The sequence below is a fragment of the Bradyrhizobium sp. USDA 3256 genome, from assembly GCF_054058275.1.
The window spans coordinates 8,520,713-8,543,645 of sequence record NZ_JBSSAE010000002.1; the positions used below are offsets into that span (position 1 = coordinate 8,520,713).

Here is a 22,933-nt window from a genome sequence, read left to right on the forward strand (position 1 = left end):
GGGCGCGATGCAGTGGCGATTCAAATCATGGTGCGTTTTGTTGCTGGGACAAGAATGCGCAACAGTCGCGCCGGCAGCGTCGCCTCAACTATCCACCTTGAGTGCGGCGATGAAGGCTTCCTGCGGGATGTCGACCTTGCCGAACTGCCGCATCTTCTTCTTGCCTTCCTTCTGCTTCTCCAGAAGCTTGCGCTTGCGCGTGATGTCGCCGCCGTAGCACTTCGCGGTGACGTCCTTGCGCAGCGCGCGGACGGTTTCGCGCGCGATCACCTTGCCGCCGATCGCCGCCTGGATCGGGATCTGGAACATGTGCGGCGGAATCAGCTCCTTCATCTTCTCGACCATGGCGCGGCCGCGGCCTTCGGCGCGGGTGCGATGCACCAGCATCGACAGCGCGTCGACCGGCTCGGCGTTGACCAGGATCTGCATCTTGACCAGATCGGCCGGCTTGTAGTCGGTCAGATGATAGTCGAACGAGGCGTAGCCCTTGGAGACCGACTTCAGGCGATCGTAGAAGTCGAACACCACTTCGTTGAGCGGCAGGTCGTATTTCACCATCGCGCGGGAGCCGACATAAGTGAGCTCCTTCTGCGAGCCGCGGCGGTCCTGGCACAGCTTCAAGACGCTGCCGAGATATTCGTCGGGCGTGAGGATCGTCGCCTCGATCCACGGCTCCTCGATCTCGGCGATCTTGACCACGTCGGGCATGTCGACCGGGTTGTGGATCTCGAGCTCGGTGCCGTCGGTCAGCTTCATCTTGTAGATCACGCTCGGCGCGGTCGCGATCAGATTGAGGTCGAATTCGCGCGACAGCCGCTCCTGGATGATCTCCAGATGCAGCAGGCCGAGGAAGCCGCAGCGGAAGCCGAAGCCGAGCGCGGCGGAGGTTTCCATCTCGTAGGAGAAGCTTGCGTCGTTCAGCCGCAGCTTGCCCATCGCCGCGCGGAGCGTTTCGAAGTCGTTGGCGTCGACCGGGAATAGGCCGCAGAACACGACCGGAATCGCCGGCTTGAAGCCCGGCAGCATCTCGCTGATCGGCTTCTTGTCGTCGGTGATGGTGTCGCCGACGCGGGTGTCGGCGACTTCCTTGATCGCCGCGGTGATGAAGCCGATCTCGCCGGGGCCGAGCTCCTCGACCTGCTCCATCTTCGGCGTGAAGAAGCCGACGCGTTCGATGTCGTAGGCCGCGCCGGTGCCCATCATGCGGATGCGCTGGCCCTTCTTCATCACGCCGTCGACGACGCGGATCAAGACGACCACGCCGAGATAGACGTCGTACCAGCTGTCGACCAGCAGCGCCTTCAGGGTCGCGTCGCGGTCGCCCTTCGGCGGCGGCAGACGGGTGACGATCGCTTCCAGCACGTCGGGCACGCCGACGCCGGTCTTGGCCGAGATCATCACGGCGTCGGACGCATCGATGCCGATCACGTCCTCGATCTGCTGCTTGACCTTCTCGGGCTCGGCCGCGGGCAGGTCGACCTTGTTCAGGACCGGCACGATCTCGTGATTGTTGTCGAGCGCCTGGTAGACATTGGCGAGCGTCTGCGCCTCGACGCCCTGGCTGGCGTCGACCACGAGCAGGGAACCCTCGCAGGCCGCCAGCGACCGCGAGACCTCGTAGGCGAAGTCGACATGGCCGGGCGTGTCCATCAGGTTGAAGATGTAATCCTTGCCGTCCTTGGCGCGATAGTTCAGCCGGACGGTCTGCGCCTTGATGGTGATGCCGCGCTCGCGCTCGATATCCATCGAATCGAGCACCTGCTCCTTGCCCGCCATTTCACGATCCGACAGGCCGCCGGTCATCTGGATCAGGCGGTCGGCAAGGGTCGATTTGCCATGGTCGATATGGGCGACGATGGAGAAGTTGCGGATGTTCGAAATCGGGGCAGTTGTCATGGGCGCGGGATAGCATCCGCACCCCCGCGCGGGCAACCAAATTGCGGTATTTTGCAGCGGTGTGACGGCGAATCACGGCGGCGTTTCCGGCGGGGTTGCCGTGACCGCTTTTCGGGCACGTTCCGGCCAGGTCCGGCGGCTCGAAAATCGTCGTTCGCGTTGCCGACACCGGGCGGATGAGTATGCACGGCTACGCCGCCGCCATCGACCTCAACCTGAAAGTTTCGGATGACTGGCTGTGGGCCGGCAAGGGCAAGACCATCTCCTACGAGAACCGGATGCCGCGCGAGATCCTCGACATCGCCGAGCGTCACGGCTGCATCTGGGGCGGCAAATGGTGTCACTACCATGCATTTCGAGCACCGGCCGGAGCTTCTCGGAAAGTGAATCCGCTGGCTGGAGGCGTTCTCACGCCAAGCTGATTTCACTGGCCACAAAAACGCGCTAAAGCGCGCTGAAATGCGGATGAGCACTCATCGCGCTTCCGCTTCCATTCGGGCATGATCCTTCCGGGAAACCGCTTTCCACTTTTCCGGGGCATGCCTCAGGCACAGGCCATGTCGACCGCCTCCACGCTCCCCGCCGCCCGGCGCACCAACCGCAAGCTGACGATCCGGCGGATCGCCGCCTGGATCGCCTCGCGCGCCACCGATCCCAGGACCAGTCTGTGGTTCGTGATCGGCTTCGCGCTGGTTCATGCGGTGCTGTGGACGCTGATCCTGGTCAAGCTCAAGGCCGCACAGGACATCCATATGGATGTTGCGGAAGCCTATGCCTGGGGCCAGCGCTTCCTGCTCGGCTATGGCAAGCATCCGCCGCTGTCGGGCTGGATCGCCGGGGTCTGGTTCAGAATTTTTCCCGTCACCAACTGGTCGACCTATGCGCTTGCGATGACGACGGTCAGCTTCGCGCTGGTGGTGTGCTGGCTGATCGCGCTGCGCGTCGTCGATCGCCGCCGCGCGTTCTTCATGGTGGTGATGCTCGCGCTCTACCCGATCTTCAATTTCAAGGGCTTCAAATACAACGCCGATCTCGCGCAGCTGGTGCCATTGCCGCTGCTGGTGCTGGCCTATCTGAACGCGTTCGAGAAGCGCAGCTTCAAGTCGGGTCTCTGGCTCGGCTTTGCCGGCATGCTGGCGCTGATGACCAAGTACTGGGTGGTGACGATGATCGGCGCCGTCGGGCTGGCCGCGCTGATCCATCCGCAACGGACGCAATTCCTGCGCTCGCCGGCGCCATGGGTTGCGATCGGCACGATGGCGGTGGCGATGATTCCGCATCTGGTGTGGCTGGAGGAGGTGGACTTCGTGCCGTTCACCTATGCCGGTGACGTCTACGCGCTGTCGAGCCGCGCACTCAACGTCCAGCTCGTGATCGGCTATGTCGTGCACAATGTCGGGCTGCTCGCGATTCCCGTCGTGCTGGGCCTGGTGGCGCTGCTCCTGGGCTCGGTGCCGTGGCGGCCGTCGGACGTGTTGGCGCGGATCTGGTCGCGCGGACCCAATCCGGCCGTCAACCTTCCGCAGGCGCTCAACGTCTGGATCATCCAGCTGATCGTCGCGATCGGGCCGCCGCTCGGCGCGCTGGCGTTCACCGTCTATATCAAGACCGATTGGGGCATCCCGCTGTTCTTCCTGGTGCCGCTTGCGCTGGTCGCGATCCCCTCGCTTCGCTTGCCGCGCATGGCGCTGTTCTCGATCACCGCGATCTGGTTCGTGGCCACGATCGCCACGCTGATCGCCGCGCCCAGCATCGCCACGCAAGAGATCGCGTCCAACCATATCGGCGGCTCGACCTACGCCGCGCGCTCCGAGCTCGCGCGCGAACTCACCCAGACCTGGCAGGACAGATTCCATTCACGCTGGGCCGTGGTCGTCGCGCGGTCCGATATCGGCGAGCCGATGACGTTCTACAGTCCGGATCATCCGGCATCGCTGGTGCCCGGCGAAGCCTGGTCGTCGGGGCTGACGTCGCTCGACGAAGCCAAGCGTCTCGGTTTCATCGGCGTCTGCGACACCACCGATCCGGTGTTCCTGAAGCCCTGCGAGGCGTGGATGGCGGAGCACGCCAAGGATGCCGAGCCGCTGGTGATGACCACCATGCGCTTCTTCAACGGCCATCCCGGTCCGTCGACGGTCTGGAAGGTCTATCTGGTGCCGCCGGCGAAGTAGTTATTTCCGGGCATCCTGGAAAGGCAGCGATCTCGACCCGATCGAAAGGATCGCCTTCGCGATCGCTTTGGTCTTGCTGCGACCGACTGTTTGAACGGTCGACACTGCTCTTCTTATCCTCCCCTGGAGGGGGAGGATCGGTTCGCATGAAATGCGAACCGAGGTGGGGTGAAGGTCTCTCCACTCGGGTGCTGCCCGTGTTGAGAGATCACCCCACCCCGTCTCACATTCCGCTGTGCTCCATGTGAGCCGACCCTCCCCCTCCAGGGGAGGGTGCAGCATCGGTGTGCCTGCGCCAGGCCCTTCACTGAGGTGCGAGCCTTGCGGCGCGCTCCTCCAGCGACAAAGGCGAAGCCGTTGCGCGGGGGGGGGGGGGGGGGACGGTGATGGATTGGCGTAACGGGCGTGCCCGCCGTTACGTGCCTTCTTCGTTGAACTTGCTGGCGACGAGTTCGGCGATGGCATCCAGCGCCTGCTGTGCTTCGTCGCCCTTCGCGGAGACCACCACCGTGGTGCCGGGCCCGGCGGCCAGCATCATCAAGCCCATGATCGAGGTGCCGCCGACGGTCTCGGTGCCGCGGGTGACCCAGATCTCGGCGTTGAAGCGCTCGACCAGCTGGACGAACTTGGCCGATGCCCGCGCATGCAGGCCGCGCTTGTTGACGATCAGGAGTTCACGGGAAATGGCGCCCGCTGGCACACCCGGGCCGACCTGATTTCCGCCCGGGGCCTCGTCGCTCATTTGCCTGCGAGAACACGGCTGGCGATGGTGACGTATTTGCGGCCGGCTTCCTGGGCCATCGCGATCGCGTCGGGCAGCGAACGCTCCTCGCGAACCTTGGCAAGCTTGACCAGCATGGGAAGGTTGATGCCTGCGAGCACTTCCACCTTCGGGCGGCTCATGCAGGAGATCGCAAGGTTGGACGGCGTGCCGCCAAACATGTCGGTGAGGATCGCAACGCCGTCGCCGCTATCGACGCGGTTCACCGCCTCGATGATGTCGCTTCGACAGAGATCGGAATCGTCCTCGGCCCCGATCGTAATCGCTTCAATTTGTTTCTGCGGACCCATGACGTGTTCGAGCGCCGCTCTGAACTCGTCGGCAAGGCGCCCATGGGTCACCAGCACTAGACCAATCATTGGAAACTCCTCGCGGGCGCCCTTTGGTGCACCGCACGAACGCGCCACTTTGACCATCCAGAGGCCCTACGCAAGAGGGCATCTTGGCTAGTCTCCCGGTTCCTGGCGGTAGAGAGGGGAGGCTGCGCCGGCAAAATCCGACGCGATAGTGGATGTGATATGGTTACCAATTCCCTTCCCACAATTGGCCGCAAGATTACGGGAACATGAACTTTCAGGTTGTCGTCAGCGCGGCGACAACCAGCGGCAGGGGTTGGAAGCCAATGCCGACGGGAATTCGCGGTACCAAAACACCATTAAGGCGAATCGTGAGCGTCTCCAGTGGCGGCAGCCGCTCGGCGTCGTCAGCGGCGAGGTCGACGATCAAGCCGACCACGGCTTCACTTGCGAACGGACAATGGCGGATTCCGAGGCCTCGGATCTCGATCAGGCCAGCCAATTGCTGGACCGGACGAACCCACAATTGTTCGCCGGCTGTGTCGAGATGGACACGGTCATCCCCCACCAAAATGGCCGGCGGAAGCGCTCCGGTGCGCCCAGCGAGAATCAGGTCGAAGGCGAGATGCGACTTGCCGGCGCCCGATGGGCCGCGGATCAGCACCGCACGCTCGCCGACCAGAACGGCGGATGCGTGCACGCTCGAATTGTCGCTCATAGTGTCGGCAGCCTGACCACGAAGCGTGCGCCGACGATGGTGGGGTTGCCGTCTGCGTCCGCAGGGCCAGAGCGGTTCTCGGCCCAGATGCGTCCGCCATGTGCTTCGATGATCTGTTTGGAGATCGAAAGCCCAAGGCCGGAGTTCTGGCCAAAACCCTGGTGCGGCCGGTCGGTGTAGAAGCGCTCGAAGATCCGCTCCAGCGCGTCCTCGCCGATGCCGGGCCCATCATCGTCGACCACGATCTCGACCTCGCCGCGGCTGCGGCGGCAGACGATGCGCACCTTGTCGCCCGGCTTGGAGAATGATTGCGCGTTCGACAGCAGGTTCGAGATCACCTGGCCGAGCCGTGAATCATGGCCGGGCACCGACAGCGTATCAGTCGGTCCGCGGCCCTCGAAGCGGGCTTCGACGGCGACGTCGTGGCCGAGCCTTGTCTCGTTGGCGACGCCGGTCAGCGTCGTCAGCAGCCGCCGCAGATCGACCGGCGCCATGTCCTGGCGCTGCAATTCGGCATCGAGCCGGCTGGCGTCGGAGATGTCGGAGATCAGGCGGTCGAGCCGCCTGACGTCATGCTCGATCACGGCGAGCAGCCGCGCGCGGCTGTTCTCGTTGCGCGCCAAAGGCAGCGTCTCGACCGCGGAGCGCAGCGAGGTCAGCGGGTTCTTCAGCTCGTGGGCGACATCGGCGGCGAACATCTCGATCGCCTCGATGCGGCTGTACAGCGCGTTGGTCATGTCGCGCAGCGCGCCTGAAAGATGGCCGATCTCGTCGCGGCGCCCGGTGAAGTCGGGAATCTCGACGCGGGTCTGGATGCGGTGACGGACGCGCTCGGCGCCGTCGGCGAGCCGCCGCACCGGGCCCGCGATCGTGCTCGCCAGCAACAGCGACAGCATGATCATGACGGCGGAGGCGACGCCGCCGATCTTGAGGATGGCGAGCCGCTCGGACATCACCAGCTGGTCGATGTCGTCGCCCTGGGTGGTCAGCATCAACGCGCCGCGCACGGCGCGGAAATGCTGCACCGGAACGGCAACCGACACGATGATCGCGCCGCGCTCGGTGACGCGCACAGCGCTGCCCTTCATGCCCTCGAGCGATTGCGCGACTTCGGAATAACCCTTGCCGCCTTCGGGACCGAGCTCGCGATAGATCGGCAGGTCGCCGCGGTTGAGCCAGGTCTTGATCGTGGCCTTGGTCTTTTCATAGAGCGACGGCTTCTCCGACGGCGGCGGCAGCTCCATGCGCAGCACGTCGCCGCGCGCGAACAGATTGCGGCTGTCGAGGATCAGGCCGCCGTCGCGGTCGAAGATGCGGGCCCGCGTCTTGGTCGGCGCGATCAGGCGGCGAAGGGTCGGCGCGACCCGCTCGGGATTGATCGGGAAGTCGGCCGATTCATCCGGCTGGCCGAAGCTCTCGCCGGGCTTGAGGTCGAGCAGGCGGTCGGGATCGATGGTGACGGTGTTGCCTTCGACGGTCGCCGAGGCCGCGATCGCCTCCGAGATGATCTCGGCATAGACCAGGAGGCTCTGCGTGCGCGCCTCGATCAGGCCGGCGCGGAATTGCGAGAGATAGAGGATGCTGGCGACCAGCGCGACGAGGCCGGCAAGGTTGAGCGAGACGATGCGCCGCGTCAGGCTCGAGAACGACAGCGCGAAGAAGAACTGACCGGCGCGGCGCAGCCAGCCGAGCGGACGGCGCCAGCCCCTGTCCTGCGCCACGTCTTCGGCAACGGCGTCCTGATCGAGGAGCTGTGACGCGTCCTCGGTGTTCAGGCCTTGCTCGAGCTGCGTTCGATCAAGCACTGGCAAAGCTGCCGGTTGGTATGGATGTCGTCCCGCGAAGCAATCGTTCGCCCGAGCTTACCCCAGCCGTGCGGAGCCTGTCAGTTAACAAGCCGCCCGGGAAGCGCAGATCAGGCTTCCTTGAAGCGATAGCCGACGCCGTACAGCGTCTCGATCATCTCGAAGTCGTCGTCGACCACCTTGAACTTCTTGCGCAGCCGCTTGATGTGGCTGTCGATGGTGCGGTCGTCGACATAGACCTGGTCGTCATAGGCCGCGTCCATCAGCGCGTTGCGGCTCTTCACGACGCCGGGGCGGGTGGCGAGCGCCTGCAGGATCAGGAATTCGGTCACGGTGAGCGTCACCGGCTCGTTCTTCCAGGTGCAGGTGTGGCGCTCCGGATCCATCCGCAGCAGGCCGCGGTCGAGCGCGCGGGCGTCCGGTTCCTTCGGCGCGGCGGTCGGATCCTTCGGCTGGCCGCGGCGGAGCACGGCCTTGACCCGTTCGACCAAGAGGCGCTGCGAGAACGGCTTGCGGATGAAATCGTCGGCGCCCATTTTCAGGCCGAACAATTCGTCGATCTCCTCATCCTTCGAGGTGAGGAAGATCACCGGCAGGTCGGACTTCTGGCGCAGCCGGCGCAGCGTTTCCATGCCGTCCATGCGCGGCATCTTGATATCGAGGATCGCAAGGTCGGGCGGCGACGTGCGAAACCCATCCAGCGCCGACGCACCGTCCGTGTAGGTCATGATGCGATAGCCTTCGGCTTCGAGCGCGATCGAAACCGAAGTGAGAATGTTGCGGTCGTCGTCGACCAGGGCGATTGTGGGCATGTGCTGCTTTCACAATGAGAGTGGCTTAGACGGCGGGCACTCTGGCGACGCGCCGTAGAATTGGGCTTCGAACGCGGTCAACGAGCAATGCAAGCTGGGCTGAAGTGTGACCGAGTTCCGCAAAAATCCGCTTCTGCGACCCACGCGATGGGTCCCCATATAGCACCCTTGGACCATGAGAAAAGGCCCTTTTTTCATAGGGAACCCGCCAGATTCGCCCATAAAATGACCCGATAGGCCCCATGCAACCGACCGCCGACCTCGATCCTGCCCACCTTGCCCGCTCGCTGCTCCGCCGCAGCCGCCAGGGCGCCCTCGCCACGCTGATGGCCGGCACCGGCGATCCCTATTGCTCGCTGGTCAATCTGGCCAGCCATCCCGACGGCTCGCCGATCCTGCTGATTTCCCGCCTGGCGTTGCATACCAAGAACGTCCTGGCCGATAGCAGGGTGTCGCTGATGCTGGACGAGCGCGCCGAGGGCGATCCGCTGGAGGGCGCCCGGATCATGCTGGCGGGCAAGGCGGAGGAGGTCGCGGAGGCCGGGCGGGAGCTCGTCCGCCGGCGCTATCTCGCTGCCCATCCGTCAGCGGAAGCCTTTGTGGAATTTAAGGATTTTTCGTTCTTCCGGATCAAGCCAAGCGGTGCCCATCTGGTTGCCGGGTTCGGCCGCATCGTGGACCTCAAACCCGCGCAATTCCTGACCGATCTCGGCGGAGCCGAGGGGCTGCTCGAAGCCGAGCCCGGCGCGGTGGCGCATATGAACGAGGATCACCGCGAGGCCATGAATCTTTACGCGACGCGGTTGCTCGGCGCGGAAAGTGCCGACTGGCTCTGCACCGGCTGCGATCCCGACGGCATGGACATGCAGGCCGGCCGCGACACGCTGCGGCTGGATTTCCCCGAGCGCGTCACCACCGGCACCGAGCTGCGCAAGATGCTGGTGCGGCTCGCCGGCGAGGCGCGCGCCAAGGAATAGCAAGCGACAGGAGAAAGACCTGTCCGCGCGGCGGTGCTGCGGCCGTGGCGAGGCATGGTGTCGCATGGCTGCGGCGGCTCGATTGCGCGCTCGCTCAAGGCGAGGTGTCGTTCGACCGTGCGCCGCTTCCTGTTTGCGCAAGGTCTGACAGCGCGATCATTTCGCGCCGGCGCGTTGCGTCATCGCCCGTTGGTTCGATGCGCGTGCAAGAATGGCTGGCGCTGCTGCTCGGAAAATCATCCGGATCGCGACCACACCGCGATGACGCGCGCTTGCGCCGCGCTGATTGCGTTATCATCCGATCGCCAGGGGGCAGTGATTGCCTCACCGCCGAACGCGACGCGTTGCGGAACATTCACCGCAGTTGAGCGTTGAACCAATCGGGCTTCGACGAAGGTGTGTTGAGCGCAATCGAAACTGCTCATCAGCAGCTTCTCACTTGCAGCTCGATGCCGATCAGGTGGTGCCGCGTGCAACACGATGGCGGTCATGCTCGGCTCTGCAGCGCCGCGTCAACGCGCGGCGGCTCATCTCAACGATACATCCTCAGCGCGAAATGCATACCCGGCATTCTCCGCGCCGTTCGCCTTGATCGGCGACGGCGCTGCCCGCCGGCTGGCACTTTTTGTGCATCGCAAAGCTCCGTGCGCGGCGGGAAAGGCGACGAAACGTCGCCCGACTGCTGCGAAAACAATGAGAAAACGAAAGCAAGGCGAAAGGGTTTCGCGCTGCGGTATTTGCGCCAGATGATGGGCCTGCCTTGGAATCAGCCAAAAGCCGTTCGACTGGCTTGGCAAGCCCGGCGATCCCCACTATTAGGTCGCCGGACCGAAGCCGAGAGGCTATATTCTGATCACGGTCACCGCGGCGGGGCGCGACTAGCGACATTCGCGCGAACAAGGATACGCGGGTTCGAGGAGGTTCTTCGTGCAAGAGACGGGCGTGCATAACGGTGCCTTCGGCGCCGACAAATTCGGCTTAAAAAATCTCAAGGCCGTGCATTGGAACTACGGTGCACCTCAGCTTTACGAGCATTCGCTGCGTAATGGCGAAGCGGTGCTGTCGGCCGATGGCGCGCTTTGCGCGGATACCGGTGAGTTCACCGGCCGCAGTCCGAAGGACAAGTTCACGGTCCGCGACGGTCTGACCGACAAGAGCATGTGGTGGGCCGGCAACCAGTCGATCACCTCGGAGCAGTTCGCGGCACTTCATGCCGACTTCCTCAAGCATGCCGAAGGCATGACGCTGTTCGCGCAGGATCTCTACGGCGGCGCCGATCCGAAGCATCGCATCAAGACCCGCGTCTTCACCGAGCTTGCCTGGCATTCGCTGTTCATCCGCACGCTGCTCATTCGTCCCGAGGCGTCGGAGCTCGCGAGCTTCGTGCCCGAACTGACGATCATCGACCTGCCGAGCTTCCGCGCCGATCCGAAGCGCCACGGCTGCAAGTCGGAGAACGTCGTCGCGATCGATTTCGCCCGCAAGATCGTCCTGATCGGCGGCTCGCAATATGCCGGCGAGATGAAGAAGAGCGTGTTCACCACGCTGAACTTCTATTTGCCCGAGAAGGGCGTGATGCCGATGCACTGCTCGGCCAATGTCGGCTCCGACGGCGACACCGCGATCTTCTTCGGCCTGTCCGGCACCGGCAAGACCACGCTCTCGGCCGATCCCAAGCGCACGCTGATCGGCGATGACGAGCATGGCTGGAGCGAAGACGGCGTCTTCAATTTCGAAGGCGGCTGCTACGCCAAGTGCATCAAGCTGTCCGGCGAAGCCGAGCCGGAAATCTACGCCGCCAGCAAGCGCTTCGGCGCGGTGCTGGAAAACGTCGTGCTCGGCGCCAATGATCGCGTGCCCGATTTCGACGACGGCTCGAAGACCGAAAACACCCGCTCGGCCTATCCGCTCGATTTCATCCCGAACGCCTCGCGCACCGGCTGCGCGCCGCATCCGAAGAACGTCGTGATGCTCGCCGCCGACGCCTTCGGCGTGATGCCGCCGATCGCCAAGCTGACGCCGGCGCAGGCGATGTATCACTTCCTGTCCGGCTACACCGCGAAGGTCGCCGGCACCGAGCGCGGCCTCGGCAACGAGCCGCAGCCGGAATTCTCCACCTGCTTCGGTTCGCCGTTCCTGCCGCGCGATCCGTCGGTCTACGGCAACATGCTGCGCGAGCTGATCGCCAAGCACAATGTCGATTGCTGGCTGGTCAACACCGGCTGGACCGGCGGCAAGTACGGCACCGGCCGCCGCATGCCGATCAAGGTGACCCGCGCGCTGCTCACCGCGGCGCTGAACGGCTCGCTGCGCAACGCCGACTTCCGCACCGACAAGTATTTCGGCTTCGCGGTGCCGACCTCGCTGCCGGGCGTCGAGCCGCACATCCTCGATCCGATCAAGACCTGGGCCGACAAGGTCGAGTTCGACAAGACCGCGCGTGCGCTGATCGGCATGTTCCAGAAGAACTTCGCCAAGTTCGAAGCGCAGGTCGACGCCGAAGTCCGCGCCGCCGCGCCGGAAGTGAAGCTGGCGGCGGAGTAAGCCGCGCAAGCGATACGCGATTTGAAAAGGCGGCCCTCGCGGCCGCCTTTTTGTTTGCCCGGCCGGCTCGGCGACGTCTCCATCCGTCCAAGCTGAGCAGCGAACGGCGCCACATTCTCCACCGTCGTCCCGGCTCCCGTGCGCAATTGCGCACTAGGCCGGGACGACATCAACTTTGTTGCTTCGCTACTCCCCCATCTCCGGCAGCACCGCGTTGCTCGGCGTCTGCCGGTCGGTGATCTGCAGGCCGAACAGGCTGCCGATCAATTCGACCGCGACGCGCGCGGTGCGGCCGCGTTCGTCGAGGAAGGGATTGAGCTCGACGATGTCGAGCGAGCGCACCAGCCCGGAATCGTGCAGCAGCTCCATGATGAGATGGGCTTCGCGATAGGTCGCGCCGCCGGGCACTGTGGTGCCGACGCCGGGCGCCACCGCCGGATCGAGGAAGTCGACATCGAACGAGACATGCAGCACGCCGTTCTTCGCCCTGACGCGTTCGATGACGCGGCGGGTGAGCACGGCGACGCCGAACTCGTCGATCTGGCGCATGTCCGCGATCGACACATTGCGCTGCCGCAGCAGCTTGCGTTCCAGCGGATCGACCGAGCGCGTGCCGATCAGGTCGAGCTGATCGGGCGGGATCGAGGCGCGCGGCAGCCCGCCGAGCAAATCGTCGAGGCCGGGCTCGCCGCACAGGAACGCGGCCGACATGCCGTGCATGTTGCCGGTGATGGTGGTAGCCGGCGTGTTATAGTCGGCATGCGCGTCGACCCACAGCGCAAACAGCGGCCGGCCCTTTTCCTGCCAGTAGCGTGCGACGCCGTTGATCGACCCCATCGACAGCGAGTGATCGCCGCCCATGAAGATCGGGATCGCGCCGGAATGCGCCAGCCAATAGGCGCGCTCGGAGAGCGCGCGGGTCCAGGTCTTCACTTCGTCATAGAACCTGGTGTTGGCCGGCACCGGGCCGTCGGCGACGACCTGCGGGATCGCAAGGTTGCCGTGATCATCGACCTGGAAGTCGAGCTGCTCGAGCAGGCGCGCGATGCCCGCGGTGCGCAGCGCGTCCGGTCCCATCAGCGGGCCGGCCTGCGATGCGCCGATCTCGATGGGAACGCCAAGCAGGGCGATGCGCGAGGGCTTTGACGTGTCGGCTTCGGACATGCAGCAGTGCTCCCAAAGGTGTGGAACAGAAGCGACGTGCCAATGTTCCCTCAACCCCTGAAATAGGCAATGCGGTCGTAACAGACCAATGTGGATATTTGGCTACGGCTCCACGCGAGCCGGAGGCCGATCCGCTCGAAACGCCTACGCCTTGAAATAAGCGATCTGCGTCGTGGTCGCGAGTAGCCGGCCGGAAGGCGACCACAATTCGCCGTGCTGGTCGCCGTAGCTCTTATGGAAGATCTTGGCGTCGGCGGTGGCGAGCACGCGGGTGGTGTCCTCCGCATCCAGGTTGGCCGCGTCGGCGTGGAAATAGGTGGTCAGCGACACGGTGCCGAACGGCACCAGCTCGTGCCTTGCGTGGAAGACGCGGCCGAAGAACGCGTCCGACATCGACATCAGCGACAGCGCATCGAGCTTGCGCGGCACACGGTCGGCGATCCAGAGCTTTGAATAGGGGCTCGACGGCAGCTTCGCGGCACCGCCGCCGGCGAACTTCGGCTCGCCCTCGGCGAAGCGGAAATCGTACTGGTTGGCCCAGGTCATCTTGAGCTTCGGAAAGGAGCGCAGCTGTTCGAACGGCACGGCGCCCGGAAATTCGGCCGGCTGGTGCGACCAGGACGGGCGGCGCTCGGCGAACACGGCGGTTGCCAGCGTCGCGACCTCGCCGCCGCCCTGCGTCATCTCGACCGACCAGTGCTGGCTCGAACGGTTGGCCTTGACCAGGCGAACATCGAGATCGAACACGCCCTCGGCGACCGGCGCGCAGTAGTTGACCGTCAGCGCCAGCGGATCGCCCGCGCGCTGCGGGTGCTGCATCAGCGCGCGCAGGATGGTCGCGGCGGTGCAGCCGCCGAACGGGCCGACGAACGCCCAGTAATCGGGGCTGGTCCGTCCCTGCCAGCGGCTGTCGCCGGCGGTCACGGCGGTGGCTTCATCGAAAAGGTGCGGGGTCTTGGTGAGCATGCAGATCTTTCAATATCGACTGGCGCTTCGGTCATCGCCAAGCGGACTGACGGACAATGACGAGCAATGACGTCCGTCATGCAATATCGCGAGCAATTGTGCGAAATTCAATGACGTCGGGCGTAATCGATTTCCGCGTCCCGGGATTATCCCTTCGCCTCGCGCTGGTTGCCGAGCTGTGGCGAGGCCCCCGGATGCACCGGCACGTGCCAGATGTCCTCGGCATATTCGCGGATGGTGCGGTCGGAGGAGAACCAGGCCATGCGCGCGACGTTGAGGATCGAGGCGCGGGTCCAGGCCGGCGCCACCATCCAGCGGGCGTCGATGCCGCGCTGCGCGTCGTAATAGGAATCGAAATCGGCCGAGACCATGTAGTGATCGAGATAACGCAGCGCGTGCCCGATCGAGGCGAAGCGCGCGGCATCGCCGGGCGAGAACTCGCCGCTCTCGATGGCGCGGATCGCGCGCTCGAGCCGCGGCGATCTGCGGATCACGTCGCTGGCGTCGAGCCCCTGCTTGCGGCGGACCATGACGTCGCCGGCCTCGAGGCCGAAGATCGCGATGTTCTCGGGTCCCACCGCATCGCGAATCTCGATATTGGCGCCGTCGAGCGTGCCGATCGTCAGCGCGCCGTTCAGCGCGAGCTTCATGTTGCCGGTGCCGGAGGCTTCCATGCCGGCGGTTGAGATCTGCTCGGACAGATCGGCGGCTGGAATGATCACCTCGGCGAGGCTGACATTGTAGTCGGCGAGGAAGGCGACCTTCAGTCTGCCGCCGAGCGAGGCGTCATTGTTGACGATCTCGGCGACGTCGTTGATCAGCTTGATGATCAGCTTGGCGTAGCGGTAGCTCGCCGCCGCCTTGCCCGCGAAGATCTTTACCCGCGGCACCCAGTTCGCCCCTGGATTGTCCTTCATCGCGTGGTAGAGCGCGATGGTCTCCAGGATGTTGAGCAGCTGCCGCTTGTATTCGTGGATGCGCTTGATCTGCACGTCGAACAGCGCCGATGGGTCGAGCTTGATGTGGTTGCGTTCGTTGACCAGCCGGGCCAGCGCCAGCTTGTTGTGATGCTTGACGTCGCGGAAGCGCTTCTGGAATTCGAGGTCGCTCGAATGGGCCTCGAGCCGCTCGAGCAGCGAGAAGTCGTCGAGCACGGCCTCGCCGCAGGTTTCGCGCAGCAGCGCGGTCAGCCGCGGGTTGGCCAGCATCAGCCAGCGGCGGAAGGTGATGCCGTTGGTCTTGTTGGTGATGCGCGACGGATAGAGATGATGCAGGTCGTGGAACACGGTCTCCTTCATCAGGTCGGAATGCATCGCGGAGACGCCGTTGATGCGGTGCGAGCCGACGAAGGCGAGCTGGCCCATCCGCACGCGGCGGCCGCTGCGCTCGTCGATCAGCGAGACCGAGGCGCGGTATTCGATGTCGCCGGGGAAGCGCTCCTCGGCAAGCGCGAGATGGGCCACGTTGATGCGGTAGATGATCTCGAGATGCCGCGGCAGCAGCCGTTCGAACAATTCGACCGGCCAGGTCTCGAGCGCCTCGGGCAGCAGCGTATGGTTGGTGTAGGACAGGGTCGCGACCGTGATCTTCCAGGCCTCGTCCCAGCGGAAGTTGTGCAGGTCGACCAGGATGCGCATCAGTTCGGTGACCGCAAGGCTCGGATGGGTATCGTTGAGCTGCACGGCCGCCTTCTGCGCAAGGTTGCGCAGGCCGCCGTCGGAGGCGAGATGCCGCTTCACGAGATCCTGCAGCGAGGCCGAGACGAAGAAATATTCCTGGCGCAGCCGGAGCTCGCGGCCCGCCGCGCTCTCGTCGTTCGGATAGAGGAATTTGCAGATCGCTTCCGCGCGCGCCTGTTCGGCGCTGGCCGAGACGTAGTCGCCGGTATTGAAGACGTCGAGCTGGAGCGGATCGGGTGCATGCGCCGACCACAGGCGAAGCGCGTTGACGTGCTGGCCGCGCCAGCCGACGATCGGCGTGTCGTAGGCCATGGCCTCGACGGTTTCCGCCGGATGCCAGGTGGCGCGGTCGCGGCCGCGCTCGTCGACATGCTCGACGTGGCCGCCGAAGTGAACGTTGTAGACCACCTCCGGCCGCTGGAATTCCCAGGGATTGCCGAAGGCGAGCCATTCGTCGGGATATTCCTGCTGCCAGCCATGGTTCATGATCTGGCGGAACAGGCCGAAATCGTAGCGGATGCCGTAGCCGGTCGCGGGGATCGCCAGCGTCGCCATGCTCTCCATGAAGCAGGCCGCAAGCCGGCCGAGGCCGCCATTGCCGAGCGCCGCATCCGGCTCGCATTTGCGCAGGTCCGACAGATCGACGCCGAGGTCGCCGAGTGCCGCCTCGAACAGCGGCAGCAGTCCCATATTGTTGAGCGCGTCGGTGAACAGGCGGCCGATCAGGAACTCGAGCGAGAGATAATAGACGCGCTTGGCGCCGGCGTCGTAGGTCTGCTTCTCGGCCGTCAGCCAGTGGTGCACGATGCGGTCGCGCAGCGCCAGCGCCGCGGCCTTGTACCAGTCCCGTCTGGTCGCAACGGTGGCGTCCTTGCCGATTGCAAGCCGGAGCTTGGCGAGGATCGCGCTCTTGATCTCGGTCAGCGCCAGCTCGTCGATCGGCTGGTCCAATGCCGGGTAGTTTGTCTGTTCCTGCAACGCGCCCAATCCCTGCCGTTCGAACCGGAACATGACGCGATGGCCCGCATCATGACCTCATCTCATTGGTCGAGCATGGTTCCCCCGGAAATCCCGGTTCCGCGGCCTTCCGATCACGCTCCAGCGCAATGATACCCGCCTTGCATGGCAATCGAAACCGTCAGGGACGGTGCCATACACAGCGCTGCCGTGATTTTATGCAAGGACCGGGCCGCTTCGGGAACCTTCCGGACCAGCGGTCATGGGTGCTACGATGGCGCTGCAGAAGCCGGGCTTTGGCAATTGACCGGAGGATGCGTGATGAGACTCTTGATCGAGATCGCGGCCGCGGCGTTGCTCGTGGTGTGCATCACGGCGACCAGCGCAGCCGATGCAGCGGGCAAACCGGGCCGCAGCGCCGACGGCCTGAGTTGCGGCTTCAGCGTGGCGCAGAACGCGTCGCCCGCCGCGCGCTGTACCGCCATCAAGCGGCAATGCGGCGGCAGGTTCTACGCAAATGCCTGCGGCGACAAGCTGCTCTCGGCAGCGAATTGAGCGGCCACGCAACACGCTCAATCCGAAACACCGTGGTGATACGGATTTTCAAGCCTTAACGGGTTCTTTACAAACACAGCTGTCGCTCGTGGGGCGGGCACGTTTTTCAGCTCCGACGCATTTCATTCCGAAGCCATTTTCAACGGGCCGCTGACCTGGTCAGCGGCCCGAATTGCTTTGCGGGCAGCATATGCGTCACCGAGCGATGATGCTCGCTCGCCACATCGTCGTCCTGGCGAAAGCCAGGAGGTGGATTCACATTCGAAGTGCAACACTTGAGCAAAAGCCTCGGCAGGCGTGCGGTAGTCAAGGCATTTGCGCGGGGTGTTGTTGTAGGCGGCGATGAACTGGCGGAATCTGGCGGTCGAGAGGGTTACGAGATCGGTCTTGCGGGGAATAAAGCGGCGCATCCTGCCGATGGCGTTCTCGATGCCGCCCTTCTGCCAGGGGGCGTGGGGATCGCAGAAGAAGGTCTCGATCGAGAGGCGGTGCAGCGCCAGGTGACCGGCGAACTCGGTGCCGTTGTCGAAGGTCACGGTCTGGCGCAGCTCTTGTGGCAGGGTCGCGAAGAAGCCCACGAGATGGCGGGCGACACCGCGCGCGACCTTGCTGGCAAGGCGGATGCCGAGCAGCAGACGCGAGGTGCGCTCGTGCACGGTCAGCACGGCCTGACCGTATTTCGAGAACATCATCAGGTCGGCCTCCCAGTGTCCGGGCACGCTGCGGTCGGCCACTTCGATCGGCCGATTTGCCAAGGAAACACGGCCTTCGATGAAGCTTGCGGGGCTGCCGCCCCTCTTGCCGCGGCGGCCGCGCTTGCTCTTGGCGCGCGGCAGATAGCGCCGCCAGTTGAAGTTCGTGGTGCGCCTGAGTTGGGCATAGATGAAGCGGTAGATGGTCTCGTGCGAGATCACCTTGCGCCCGGACTCGCGGGCCAGCCGGCCGGCGACCTGCTCGGGCGACCAGCCCCGGCGAAGGCGTTCCAACACCGCGCGGCGCAGGCCGGGCTCCCGTTCGAGGCGTCCGCCCGTCCAGCGCCGCGCTCGCATCTGGTGCTGGGCATAGTTTGGCTTGTAGCCGACCTGGCTCCCCCGATTGCGCCTCAGTTCCCGAGAGACCGTTGATGGCGAGCGATCCAGAGCTGCCGCGATTTGCCGGACCGAGCTGCCATTGGCCGATAGGCAGGCAATCTCGCATCGGTCGTCCAGAGAGAGCTGCTTGTAACTCCGCCCCATGGCAACACCTCCTCAAGGAAGTGTTGCACTTCGTTTGTGAACTCAGGGGACCCATTACCCCAATCGTCAGATGAGGCCCGACAGGTCGTTCCAGTCCGGATTTTCTGCTTCGATCAGCTTGATCTTCCAATCGCGCTTCCAGAATTTCAGCTGCTTCTCGCGGGCGATCGCTTCCTGCGGCGTGGCGAATTCCTCGACATGGACGAGGCGGAAGACCTGGTATTTGTAGACAAACTTGGAGCCTCGGCCTGACCGATGTAGCTCAAGCCGGGTGCGAATGTCGTTAGTGACGCCAATGTAGAGCGTTCCGTGATGGCGGCTCGCCAGAATGTAGACATAGTAGCTGCCGGCTGTGCTCATTCGTGGCCAGGGCTCGCGATACGTTGGTCTATTGGGGTAATGGGTCCTGGCTTTCGCCAGGACGACGCCCAAAGGGCGATCTGCAAACCAATCAGAACGAATTAAGAACACTTTAGCAAGTCTTTGATATATCATTGTGATTCGGCGGCTGCGCCGACACAATATCTATGGTCTTTCAGTCTCTGCGAGGACTACATGTCCACCATCGCCTTCGATCAATTCGCCCTGACCCGGATTGCCGATTTCGCGCGGTCGCTGTCGCGGCTGCACCAGGCCTCGCGCCGCCAGCCGATCGACGACGACCAGCTCGATCGCGAGTTCAACGCGGTCTGCATGTCGATCTGGGGCTACACCACGGACGATTTCAACGACGAGCTGTTCTCGGACGAGGATCACGCCTGGCTCGACTCGCTCGATGAAGCGCATGCGCGGATCTTCGCCGGCGAGCAGGGTTATGATCTCGTCGACGATCACGGCATGCTGACGGACTGGTGGGGCTATTGCTGGATGATCCTCGCCGAGAAGCGCGGCATCCTCAATCCGGAGAACCGCGCGGCCGCGCGGGCCGCGATCGAAGAGAAATACATGGCCGCGCCGAACGTGATCGGCGTGATCGTGGCGCGGTAGCAATTTGTTACGTCGTCATTCCGGGGCGCCTCGAAGAGGCGAGCCCGGAATCTCGAGATTCCCCGATGCGCAATTGCGCATCTGAGGTCTGGTGCTTACGCACCATCCCGGAATGACGGGCTGACGCCCGTTAGTTCGCTTCGGCCCGCTTCGCGGGCTTTGCGGCGTTGCCCTTCGGCGCAACGGACGACGGCGCCGACGGCGCGACATCGCTTCTGGTTTCCGGCAGCGGCGCGTCGCCCGCGATCTCGGCGCTGACGGGGGCGACCTTCATTTCGCCCAGCCGCGCTCGGACCGCCGAAGTCAGTCCGGGATAGGAGGCAACCGGCGTGAAGTCGAACGACTGCTCGTTGCCGACACGGATGCCGGTGTAGGCGACGAGGCCGTCGGTGGTCGCGATCACGTCGCCGGCGCGCAGCGAGGCATCGAGCGCGAGGTCGACCGGCGCGAGCCCCGCCGGGTCGCGGCCGTTGCAGGTGCAGTCGGCGCGCAACGCCTTGCGATAGGCGAAGGCGTTCTCGCTGTCGGCGTAGCGTTCGCCGGCGGTTGATGCGGCGCTGTCGATATGGCTGCCGTAGTAGACCTTGGTCGCGCTCGCCGGACAGAACGCCTGGCAAAGCTGCGCCGGCGTGGCGTTGCCGCGCATCGTCAGCGGAAAATACTTGCCGTCGCAGCTGCGCACGCAATACGCCGGTCCGGAACCGGCCACGCGCGGCGCCGAGATGGGGGCGGACGGCTGCCGCTCAGCCTGCTGGTTGAGGCCGAACGGATCGGCAAAGAAATTGGCCTGCGGCGGCGCCTGCCGGCTCTGCTGCTTCTGGGAACCGCCGAAGAAGAAGTCGAACAGCCCTTCGGCCGAGACAGGCGCGGGCACCACCAGGACGGAACCCGCAAAGGCTGCGGCGACCAGCATCACGCGGCGCCGCATACGCCAATCACTCAACTCTGTACGCAACGCCAACTCCACCCGACGCGCCACGGCGACGAGCTGCCCTGGCGGCTTCACCATAGTGCGGGATGGTAAACGAGCGATTGATTTGGGGTGACGGCATCACACGAAGGCGAGGTCGCGCGAACCGCCCCTTCCACCTCGCCCCGCTTGCGGGGAGAGGGAGCGAATAAACTCAGCCCTTCAGGAACTCGCCCGCCTTGTACAGCGCGCGGAACGGCAAGCCGGCTTCGGCGAACGTCTCGGTCGCGCCTTCCTCGCGGTCGACCATGGTGAAGACCAGGGCGATCTCGCCGCCGGCCTCGCGCACGGCTTCCACCGCCTTCAGCGCCGAGCCGCCTGTCGTGGTGACGTCCTCGACGATCACGATCCGCTTGCCCGCAAGGCTCTCGCCCTTGGCCAGTCCTTCGACGGACAGCTTCGCGCCGTGCTCCTTCGGCTTCTTGCGCACGAAGAACGCCGCGATCGGGTGGCCCTTCAGCCAGGACAGTTGCGCGATGGCGCCGGCGAGCGGCACCGCGCCCATCTCGAGCCCGCCGACGAAATCGAGCTTGTCGTCCTTCAGTGCTTCATAGGTGAGCTCGGCGAGCAGCGCCGCGCCCTCGGGATCGAGCATCGTCGGCTTCAGGTTGAAATAGAAGTCGCTCTTGCGGCCCGACGCCAGCGTGATCTCGCCGCGGCCGAACGAACGCTTGCGGATGATTTCGGCGAGGCGGGCGCGGGAGGCTGATTTGGACAAAGACTTTTTCCCTTGAGGGTTTGAGGCGGGCGGCAATCTATCCACGCTTACCGGCACATTCCAGCGTGGAAATCGGGCCGTCAACAGTGCCCAAGCCGCGATTTCCGCGGGCGTGCTTTCCGGAAAGCGCGGTTGTGCGGCCGTTCCGTTCCCCGTAAGCAGGCGCCAAACACTCGGCCAAACACTCGGCCAAACACTTGCCCAAACACTTGCACGGGAAGCGGAAATGACCATCGAGCTGCACACCTGGAACACCCCCAACGGCCGCAAGATCTCCGTGGCGTTGGAGGAAATGGGGCTGCCCTACAAGGTGATCCCGGTGAACATCAGCAAGGGCGAACAGATGGCGCCCGCCTTCCTTGCGATCAGCCCGAACAACAAGATCCCGGCGATCGTCGATCCGGATGGGCCCGGCGGCAAGCCGGTCAGCATTTTCGAGTCCGGCGCGATCCTGCTCTATCTCGGCGAGAAGACCGGCAAGTTCCTGCCGAAGCCGCTGGCGGAGCGGGTCCCGGTCTATGAGTGGCTGATGTGGCAGATGGGCGGCTTCGGCCCGATGCCGGGCCAGGTGCACCATTTCATCGCGCTGGAGAACGAGCAGGACCGCGCCTACGGCCTGAAGCGCTACATGGCCGAGACACGGCGGCTCTACGGCGTGCTGGACCGCCGGCTCGATGGCCGCGATTTCGTCGCCGGCGGTCTCTCGGTCGCCGATTTCGCCATCCTCGGCTGGGCCTGGCGCCATCCGCGCCACAAGGTCGATCTGGCCGACTTCCCCAACGTCAACCGCTGGTACGAGACGCTGATGGCCCGCCCGGCGACGAAGCGGGGGATGGAGGCGAAGCTGGATTGAGGGGCTTTGTCATTGCCGGGCTTGACCCGGCAATCCATCCTCTCGCAAGCGAGTCTTCGCGCCTGCATGTGCAGGCGATGGATGCGCGGGTCAAGCCCGCGCATGACGAGTCGGGCTCAGGCCCGCCGCGCCTCGAGCGCCATCTTCATGGCAAGCCCAGCCAGCACCGTGCCCATCAGCCAGCGCTGCACCAAGAGCCAGGTCGGGCGGGTGCCGAGGAACACCGCGATCGAGCCGGCGGCGAGGGCGATCATCGCATTGACGCTGACGCTGATCACGATCTGGATCGAGCCGAGCGCCAGTGACTGCGTCAGCACGCTGCCGCCGGCGGGATCGATGAACTGCGGCAGCAGCGCCAGATAGAGCATCGCGATCTTCGGGTTGAGCAGATTGGTGACGAAGCCCATCGCGAACAATTTGCGCGGGCCGTCGACCTTCAGCGCCTTGACCTGGAACGGCGAGCGGCCGCCGGGCCTCACGGCCTGCCACGCCAGCCAGAGCAGATAGCCCGCGCCGGCAAAGCGCAGCGCGTCATAGGCGTAGGGAATCGCAAACAGCAGCGCCGTGATGCCGAACGCCGCGCACAGCATGTAGAACACGAAGCCGAGCGCCACGCCGCCGAGCGAGACGATGCCGGCCGCGGGCCCCTGCGTGATCGAACGCGAGATCAGATAGATCATGTTCGGCCCCGGCGTCAGCACCATGCCGAGGCAGATGAGCGCAAAGCCGAGCAAAGCGGATGTGTGGGGCATGATGGGTCTCGCGAGGGATGCGCACACTTCTAGCGTGTCGTCCGCCGCGCGGCCATCTCGGAATTGCTCTCGGAGCAATGTGGTGGCGAAGCCGCTG

21 protein-coding genes and 1 pseudogene are annotated in these 22,933 nt (G+C 64.7%); 7 read left to right on the forward strand and 15 right to left on the reverse strand.

The window, feature by feature from the left end; translation table 11 throughout:
- Nucleotides 1–84 precede the first annotated feature (84 nt).
- A complete protein-coding gene (gene lepA / locus ACVWY5_RS42035) occupies nt 85–1,896 on the reverse strand; it encodes a translation elongation factor 4 (protein ID WP_028335871.1) in 1,812 nt (603 codons plus the stop codon).
- A 182-nt stretch (nt 1,897–2,078) separates the two neighbouring features.
- Here lepA and ACVWY5_RS42040 point away from each other — a divergent pair, with 182 nt between their 5' ends.
- Nucleotides 2,079–2,318: a M15 family metallopeptidase gene (locus ACVWY5_RS42040; RefSeq protein WP_321176976.1), complete on the forward strand. Its 240-nt coding sequence runs from the start codon at nt 2,079–2,081 to the stop codon at nt 2,316–2,318.
- Between the two features lie 135 nt (nt 2,319–2,453).
- On the forward strand, nt 2,454–4,067 hold the full coding sequence (locus ACVWY5_RS42045) for a glycosyltransferase family 39 protein (protein ID WP_028335870.1): 1,614 nt from the start codon (nt 2,454–2,456) through the stop codon (nt 4,065–4,067).
- A 415-nt stretch (nt 4,068–4,482) separates the two neighbouring features.
- Here the strand turns inward: ACVWY5_RS42045 and ACVWY5_RS42050 are convergent, their stop codons facing one another.
- The 5 genes from ACVWY5_RS42050 to ACVWY5_RS42070 all read right to left on the reverse strand — a co-directional run bounded on the left by ACVWY5_RS42050 (nt 4,483) and on the right by ACVWY5_RS42070 (nt 8,479).
- On the reverse strand, nt 4,483–4,809 hold the full coding sequence (locus ACVWY5_RS42050) for an HPr family phosphocarrier protein (RefSeq protein ID WP_028335869.1): 327 nt from the start codon (nt 4,807–4,809) through the stop codon (nt 4,483–4,485).
- Nucleotides 4,806–5,207 carry a PTS sugar transporter subunit IIA gene (locus ACVWY5_RS42055; protein WP_021076632.1) on the reverse strand — a complete coding sequence of 134 codons (402 nt, stop codon included), beginning with the start codon at nt 5,205–5,207 and terminating at the stop codon, nt 4,806–4,808. The genes ACVWY5_RS42050 and ACVWY5_RS42055 overlap by 4 nt, the downstream gene beginning before the upstream one ends.
- A 214-nt stretch (nt 5,208–5,421) precedes the next feature.
- Nucleotides 5,422–5,862: an HPr kinase/phosphatase C-terminal domain-containing protein gene (locus ACVWY5_RS42060; RefSeq protein ID WP_028335868.1), complete on the reverse strand. Its 441-nt coding sequence runs from the start codon at nt 5,860–5,862 to the stop codon at nt 5,422–5,424.
- On the reverse strand, nt 5,859–7,667 hold the full coding sequence (locus tag ACVWY5_RS42065; RefSeq protein WP_028335867.1) for a sensor histidine kinase: 1,809 nt from the start codon (nt 7,665–7,667) through the stop codon (nt 5,859–5,861). Before ACVWY5_RS42065 ends, ACVWY5_RS42060 begins: the two co-directional genes overlap by 4 nt.
- A gap of 110 nt (nt 7,668–7,777) precedes the next feature.
- Entirely contained in the window at nt 7,778–8,479 is a 702-nt protein-coding gene (locus tag ACVWY5_RS42070) for a response regulator transcription factor (protein WP_016843287.1), read from the reverse strand.
- A gap of 242 nt (nt 8,480–8,721) precedes the next feature.
- Here ACVWY5_RS42070 and ACVWY5_RS42075 point away from each other — a divergent pair, with 242 nt between their 5' ends.
- Complete coding sequence (locus ACVWY5_RS42075) at nt 8,722–9,456, forward strand: DUF2470 domain-containing protein (protein ID WP_028335866.1); 735 nt, start codon at nt 8,722–8,724, stop codon at nt 9,454–9,456.
- Nucleotides 9,457–9,692: 236 nt separating this feature from the next.
- Here the strand turns inward: ACVWY5_RS42075 and ACVWY5_RS42080 are convergent, their stop codons facing one another.
- Nucleotides 9,693–9,947: a hypothetical protein gene (locus ACVWY5_RS42080; RefSeq protein WP_321176975.1), complete on the reverse strand. Its 255-nt coding sequence runs from the start codon at nt 9,945–9,947 to the stop codon at nt 9,693–9,695.
- A 436-nt stretch (nt 9,948–10,383) separates the two neighbouring features.
- Here ACVWY5_RS42080 and ACVWY5_RS42085 point away from each other — a divergent pair, with 436 nt between their 5' ends.
- A complete protein-coding gene (locus ACVWY5_RS42085; RefSeq protein ID WP_028335865.1) occupies nt 10,384–12,000 on the forward strand; it encodes a phosphoenolpyruvate carboxykinase in 1,617 nt (538 codons plus the stop codon).
- Between the two features lie 186 nt (nt 12,001–12,186).
- On the opposite strand, the gene rocF is transcribed toward ACVWY5_RS42085, so the two are convergent.
- From rocF to ACVWY5_RS42100, 3 genes are all read right to left on the reverse strand, one after another.
- The gene (gene rocF, locus ACVWY5_RS42090; protein WP_018269556.1) at nt 12,187–13,164 is read right to left on the reverse strand and encodes an arginase; all 978 of its coding nucleotides are present in this window, start codon (nt 13,162–13,164) and stop codon (nt 12,187–12,189) included.
- Nucleotides 13,165–13,308: 144 nt separating this feature from the next.
- Entirely contained in the window at nt 13,309–14,130 is an 822-nt protein-coding gene (locus tag ACVWY5_RS42095) for an acyl-CoA thioesterase (protein WP_028335864.1), read from the reverse strand.
- Nucleotides 14,131–14,276: 146 nt separating this feature from the next.
- Complete coding sequence (locus tag ACVWY5_RS42100) at nt 14,277–16,820, reverse strand: glycogen/starch/alpha-glucan phosphorylase (RefSeq protein WP_321176974.1); 2,544 nt, start codon at nt 16,818–16,820, stop codon at nt 14,277–14,279.
- A 267-nt stretch (nt 16,821–17,087) separates the two neighbouring features.
- Here ACVWY5_RS42100 and ACVWY5_RS42105 point away from each other — a divergent pair, with 267 nt between their 5' ends.
- Nucleotides 17,088–17,321: a hypothetical protein gene (locus ACVWY5_RS42105; protein ID WP_028335862.1), complete on the forward strand. Its 234-nt coding sequence runs from the start codon at nt 17,088–17,090 to the stop codon at nt 17,319–17,321.
- 248 nt (nt 17,322–17,569) lie between these two features.
- Here the strand turns inward: ACVWY5_RS42105 and ACVWY5_RS42110 are convergent.
- Together ACVWY5_RS42110 and ACVWY5_RS42115 are read right to left on the reverse strand one after the other, a co-directional pair.
- A pseudogene (locus ACVWY5_RS42110) lies at nt 17,570–18,556 on the reverse strand (IS30 family transposase); the annotation flags it as partial.
- Nucleotides 18,557–18,622: 66 nt separating this feature from the next.
- Entirely contained in the window at nt 18,623–18,916 is a 294-nt protein-coding gene (locus ACVWY5_RS42115) for a GIY-YIG nuclease family protein (RefSeq protein WP_028333812.1), read from the reverse strand.
- 195 nt (nt 18,917–19,111) lie between these two features.
- Here ACVWY5_RS42115 and ACVWY5_RS42120 point away from each other — a divergent pair, with 195 nt between their 5' ends.
- The gene (locus ACVWY5_RS42120; protein ID WP_028333811.1) at nt 19,112–19,543 is read left to right on the forward strand and encodes a hypothetical protein; all 432 of its coding nucleotides are present in this window, start codon (nt 19,112–19,114) and stop codon (nt 19,541–19,543) included.
- Between the two features lie 130 nt (nt 19,544–19,673).
- On the opposite strand, the gene ACVWY5_RS42125 is transcribed toward ACVWY5_RS42120, so the two are convergent.
- Nucleotides 19,674–20,471 carry a DUF2865 domain-containing protein gene (locus ACVWY5_RS42125; RefSeq protein ID WP_028333810.1) on the reverse strand — a complete coding sequence of 266 codons (798 nt, stop codon included), beginning with the start codon at nt 20,469–20,471 and terminating at the stop codon, nt 19,674–19,676.
- A 196-nt stretch (nt 20,472–20,667) separates the two neighbouring features.
- Nucleotides 20,668–21,231, reverse strand: a complete 564-nt coding sequence (pyrE, locus tag ACVWY5_RS42130) for an orotate phosphoribosyltransferase (protein WP_028333809.1) — start codon at nt 21,229–21,231, stop codon at nt 20,668–20,670.
- Between the two features lie 226 nt (nt 21,232–21,457).
- Between pyrE and ACVWY5_RS42135 the strand changes: the two genes are divergently transcribed.
- The gene (locus ACVWY5_RS42135) at nt 21,458–22,084 is read left to right on the forward strand and encodes a glutathione S-transferase family protein (protein ID WP_028333808.1); all 627 of its coding nucleotides are present in this window, start codon (nt 21,458–21,460) and stop codon (nt 22,082–22,084) included.
- Between the two features lie 116 nt (nt 22,085–22,200).
- On the opposite strand, the gene ACVWY5_RS42140 is transcribed toward ACVWY5_RS42135, so the two are convergent.
- Nucleotides 22,201–22,836 carry a LysE family translocator gene (locus ACVWY5_RS42140; RefSeq protein ID WP_028333807.1) on the reverse strand — a complete coding sequence of 212 codons (636 nt, stop codon included), beginning with the start codon at nt 22,834–22,836 and terminating at the stop codon, nt 22,201–22,203.
- Nucleotides 22,837–22,933: the final 97 nt, after the last annotated feature.

Bases quoted from the DNA above. Each gene is read 5' to 3' on its own strand.
- ACVWY5_RS42040 (WP_321176976.1), top strand. From the start codon at position 2,079: ATGCACGGCTACGCCGCCGCCATCGACCTCAACCTGAAAGTTTCGGAT.
- ACVWY5_RS42125 (WP_028333810.1), bottom strand. From the start codon at position 20,471: ATGCGGCGCCGCGTGATGCTGGTCGCCGCAGCCTTTGCGGGTTCCGTC.
- ACVWY5_RS42120 (WP_028333811.1), top strand. From the start codon at position 19,112: ATGTCCACCATCGCCTTCGATCAATTCGCCCTGACCCGGATTGCCGAT.
- ACVWY5_RS42140 (WP_028333807.1), bottom strand. From the start codon at position 22,836: ATGCCCCACACATCCGCTTTGCTCGGCTTTGCGCTCATCTGCCTCGGC.
- ACVWY5_RS42115 (WP_028333812.1), bottom strand. From the start codon at position 18,916: ATGAGCACAGCCGGCAGCTACTATGTCTACATTCTGGCGAGCCGCCAT.
- ACVWY5_RS42060 (WP_028335868.1), bottom strand. From the start codon at position 5,862: ATGAGCGACAATTCGAGCGTGCACGCATCCGCCGTTCTGGTCGGCGAG.
- ACVWY5_RS42070 (WP_016843287.1), bottom strand. From the start codon at position 8,479: ATGCCCACAATCGCCCTGGTCGACGACGACCGCAACATTCTCACTTCG.
- ACVWY5_RS42100 (WP_321176974.1), bottom strand. From the start codon at position 16,820: ATGTTCCGGTTCGAACGGCAGGGATTGGGCGCGTTGCAGGAACAGACA.
- rocF (WP_018269556.1), bottom strand. From the start codon at position 13,164: ATGTCCGAAGCCGACACGTCAAAGCCCTCGCGCATCGCCCTGCTTGGC.
- ACVWY5_RS42055 (WP_021076632.1), bottom strand. From the start codon at position 5,207: ATGATTGGTCTAGTGCTGGTGACCCATGGGCGCCTTGCCGACGAGTTC.
- ACVWY5_RS42075 (WP_028335866.1), top strand. From the start codon at position 8,722: ATGCAACCGACCGCCGACCTCGATCCTGCCCACCTTGCCCGCTCGCTG.
- ACVWY5_RS42095 (WP_028335864.1), bottom strand. From the start codon at position 14,130: ATGCTCACCAAGACCCCGCACCTTTTCGATGAAGCCACCGCCGTGACC.
- ACVWY5_RS42080 (WP_321176975.1), bottom strand. From the start codon at position 9,947: ATGACCGCCATCGTGTTGCACGCGGCACCACCTGATCGGCATCGAGCT.
- lepA (WP_028335871.1), bottom strand. From the start codon at position 1,896: ATGACAACTGCCCCGATTTCGAACATCCGCAACTTCTCCATCGTCGCC.
- ACVWY5_RS42045 (WP_028335870.1), top strand. From the start codon at position 2,454: ATGTCGACCGCCTCCACGCTCCCCGCCGCCCGGCGCACCAACCGCAAG.
- ACVWY5_RS42050 (WP_028335869.1), bottom strand. From the start codon at position 4,809: ATGAGCGACGAGGCCCCGGGCGGAAATCAGGTCGGCCCGGGTGTGCCA.
- ACVWY5_RS42105 (WP_028335862.1), top strand. From the start codon at position 17,088: ATGAGACTCTTGATCGAGATCGCGGCCGCGGCGTTGCTCGTGGTGTGC.
- ACVWY5_RS42135 (WP_028333808.1), top strand. From the start codon at position 21,458: ATGACCATCGAGCTGCACACCTGGAACACCCCCAACGGCCGCAAGATC.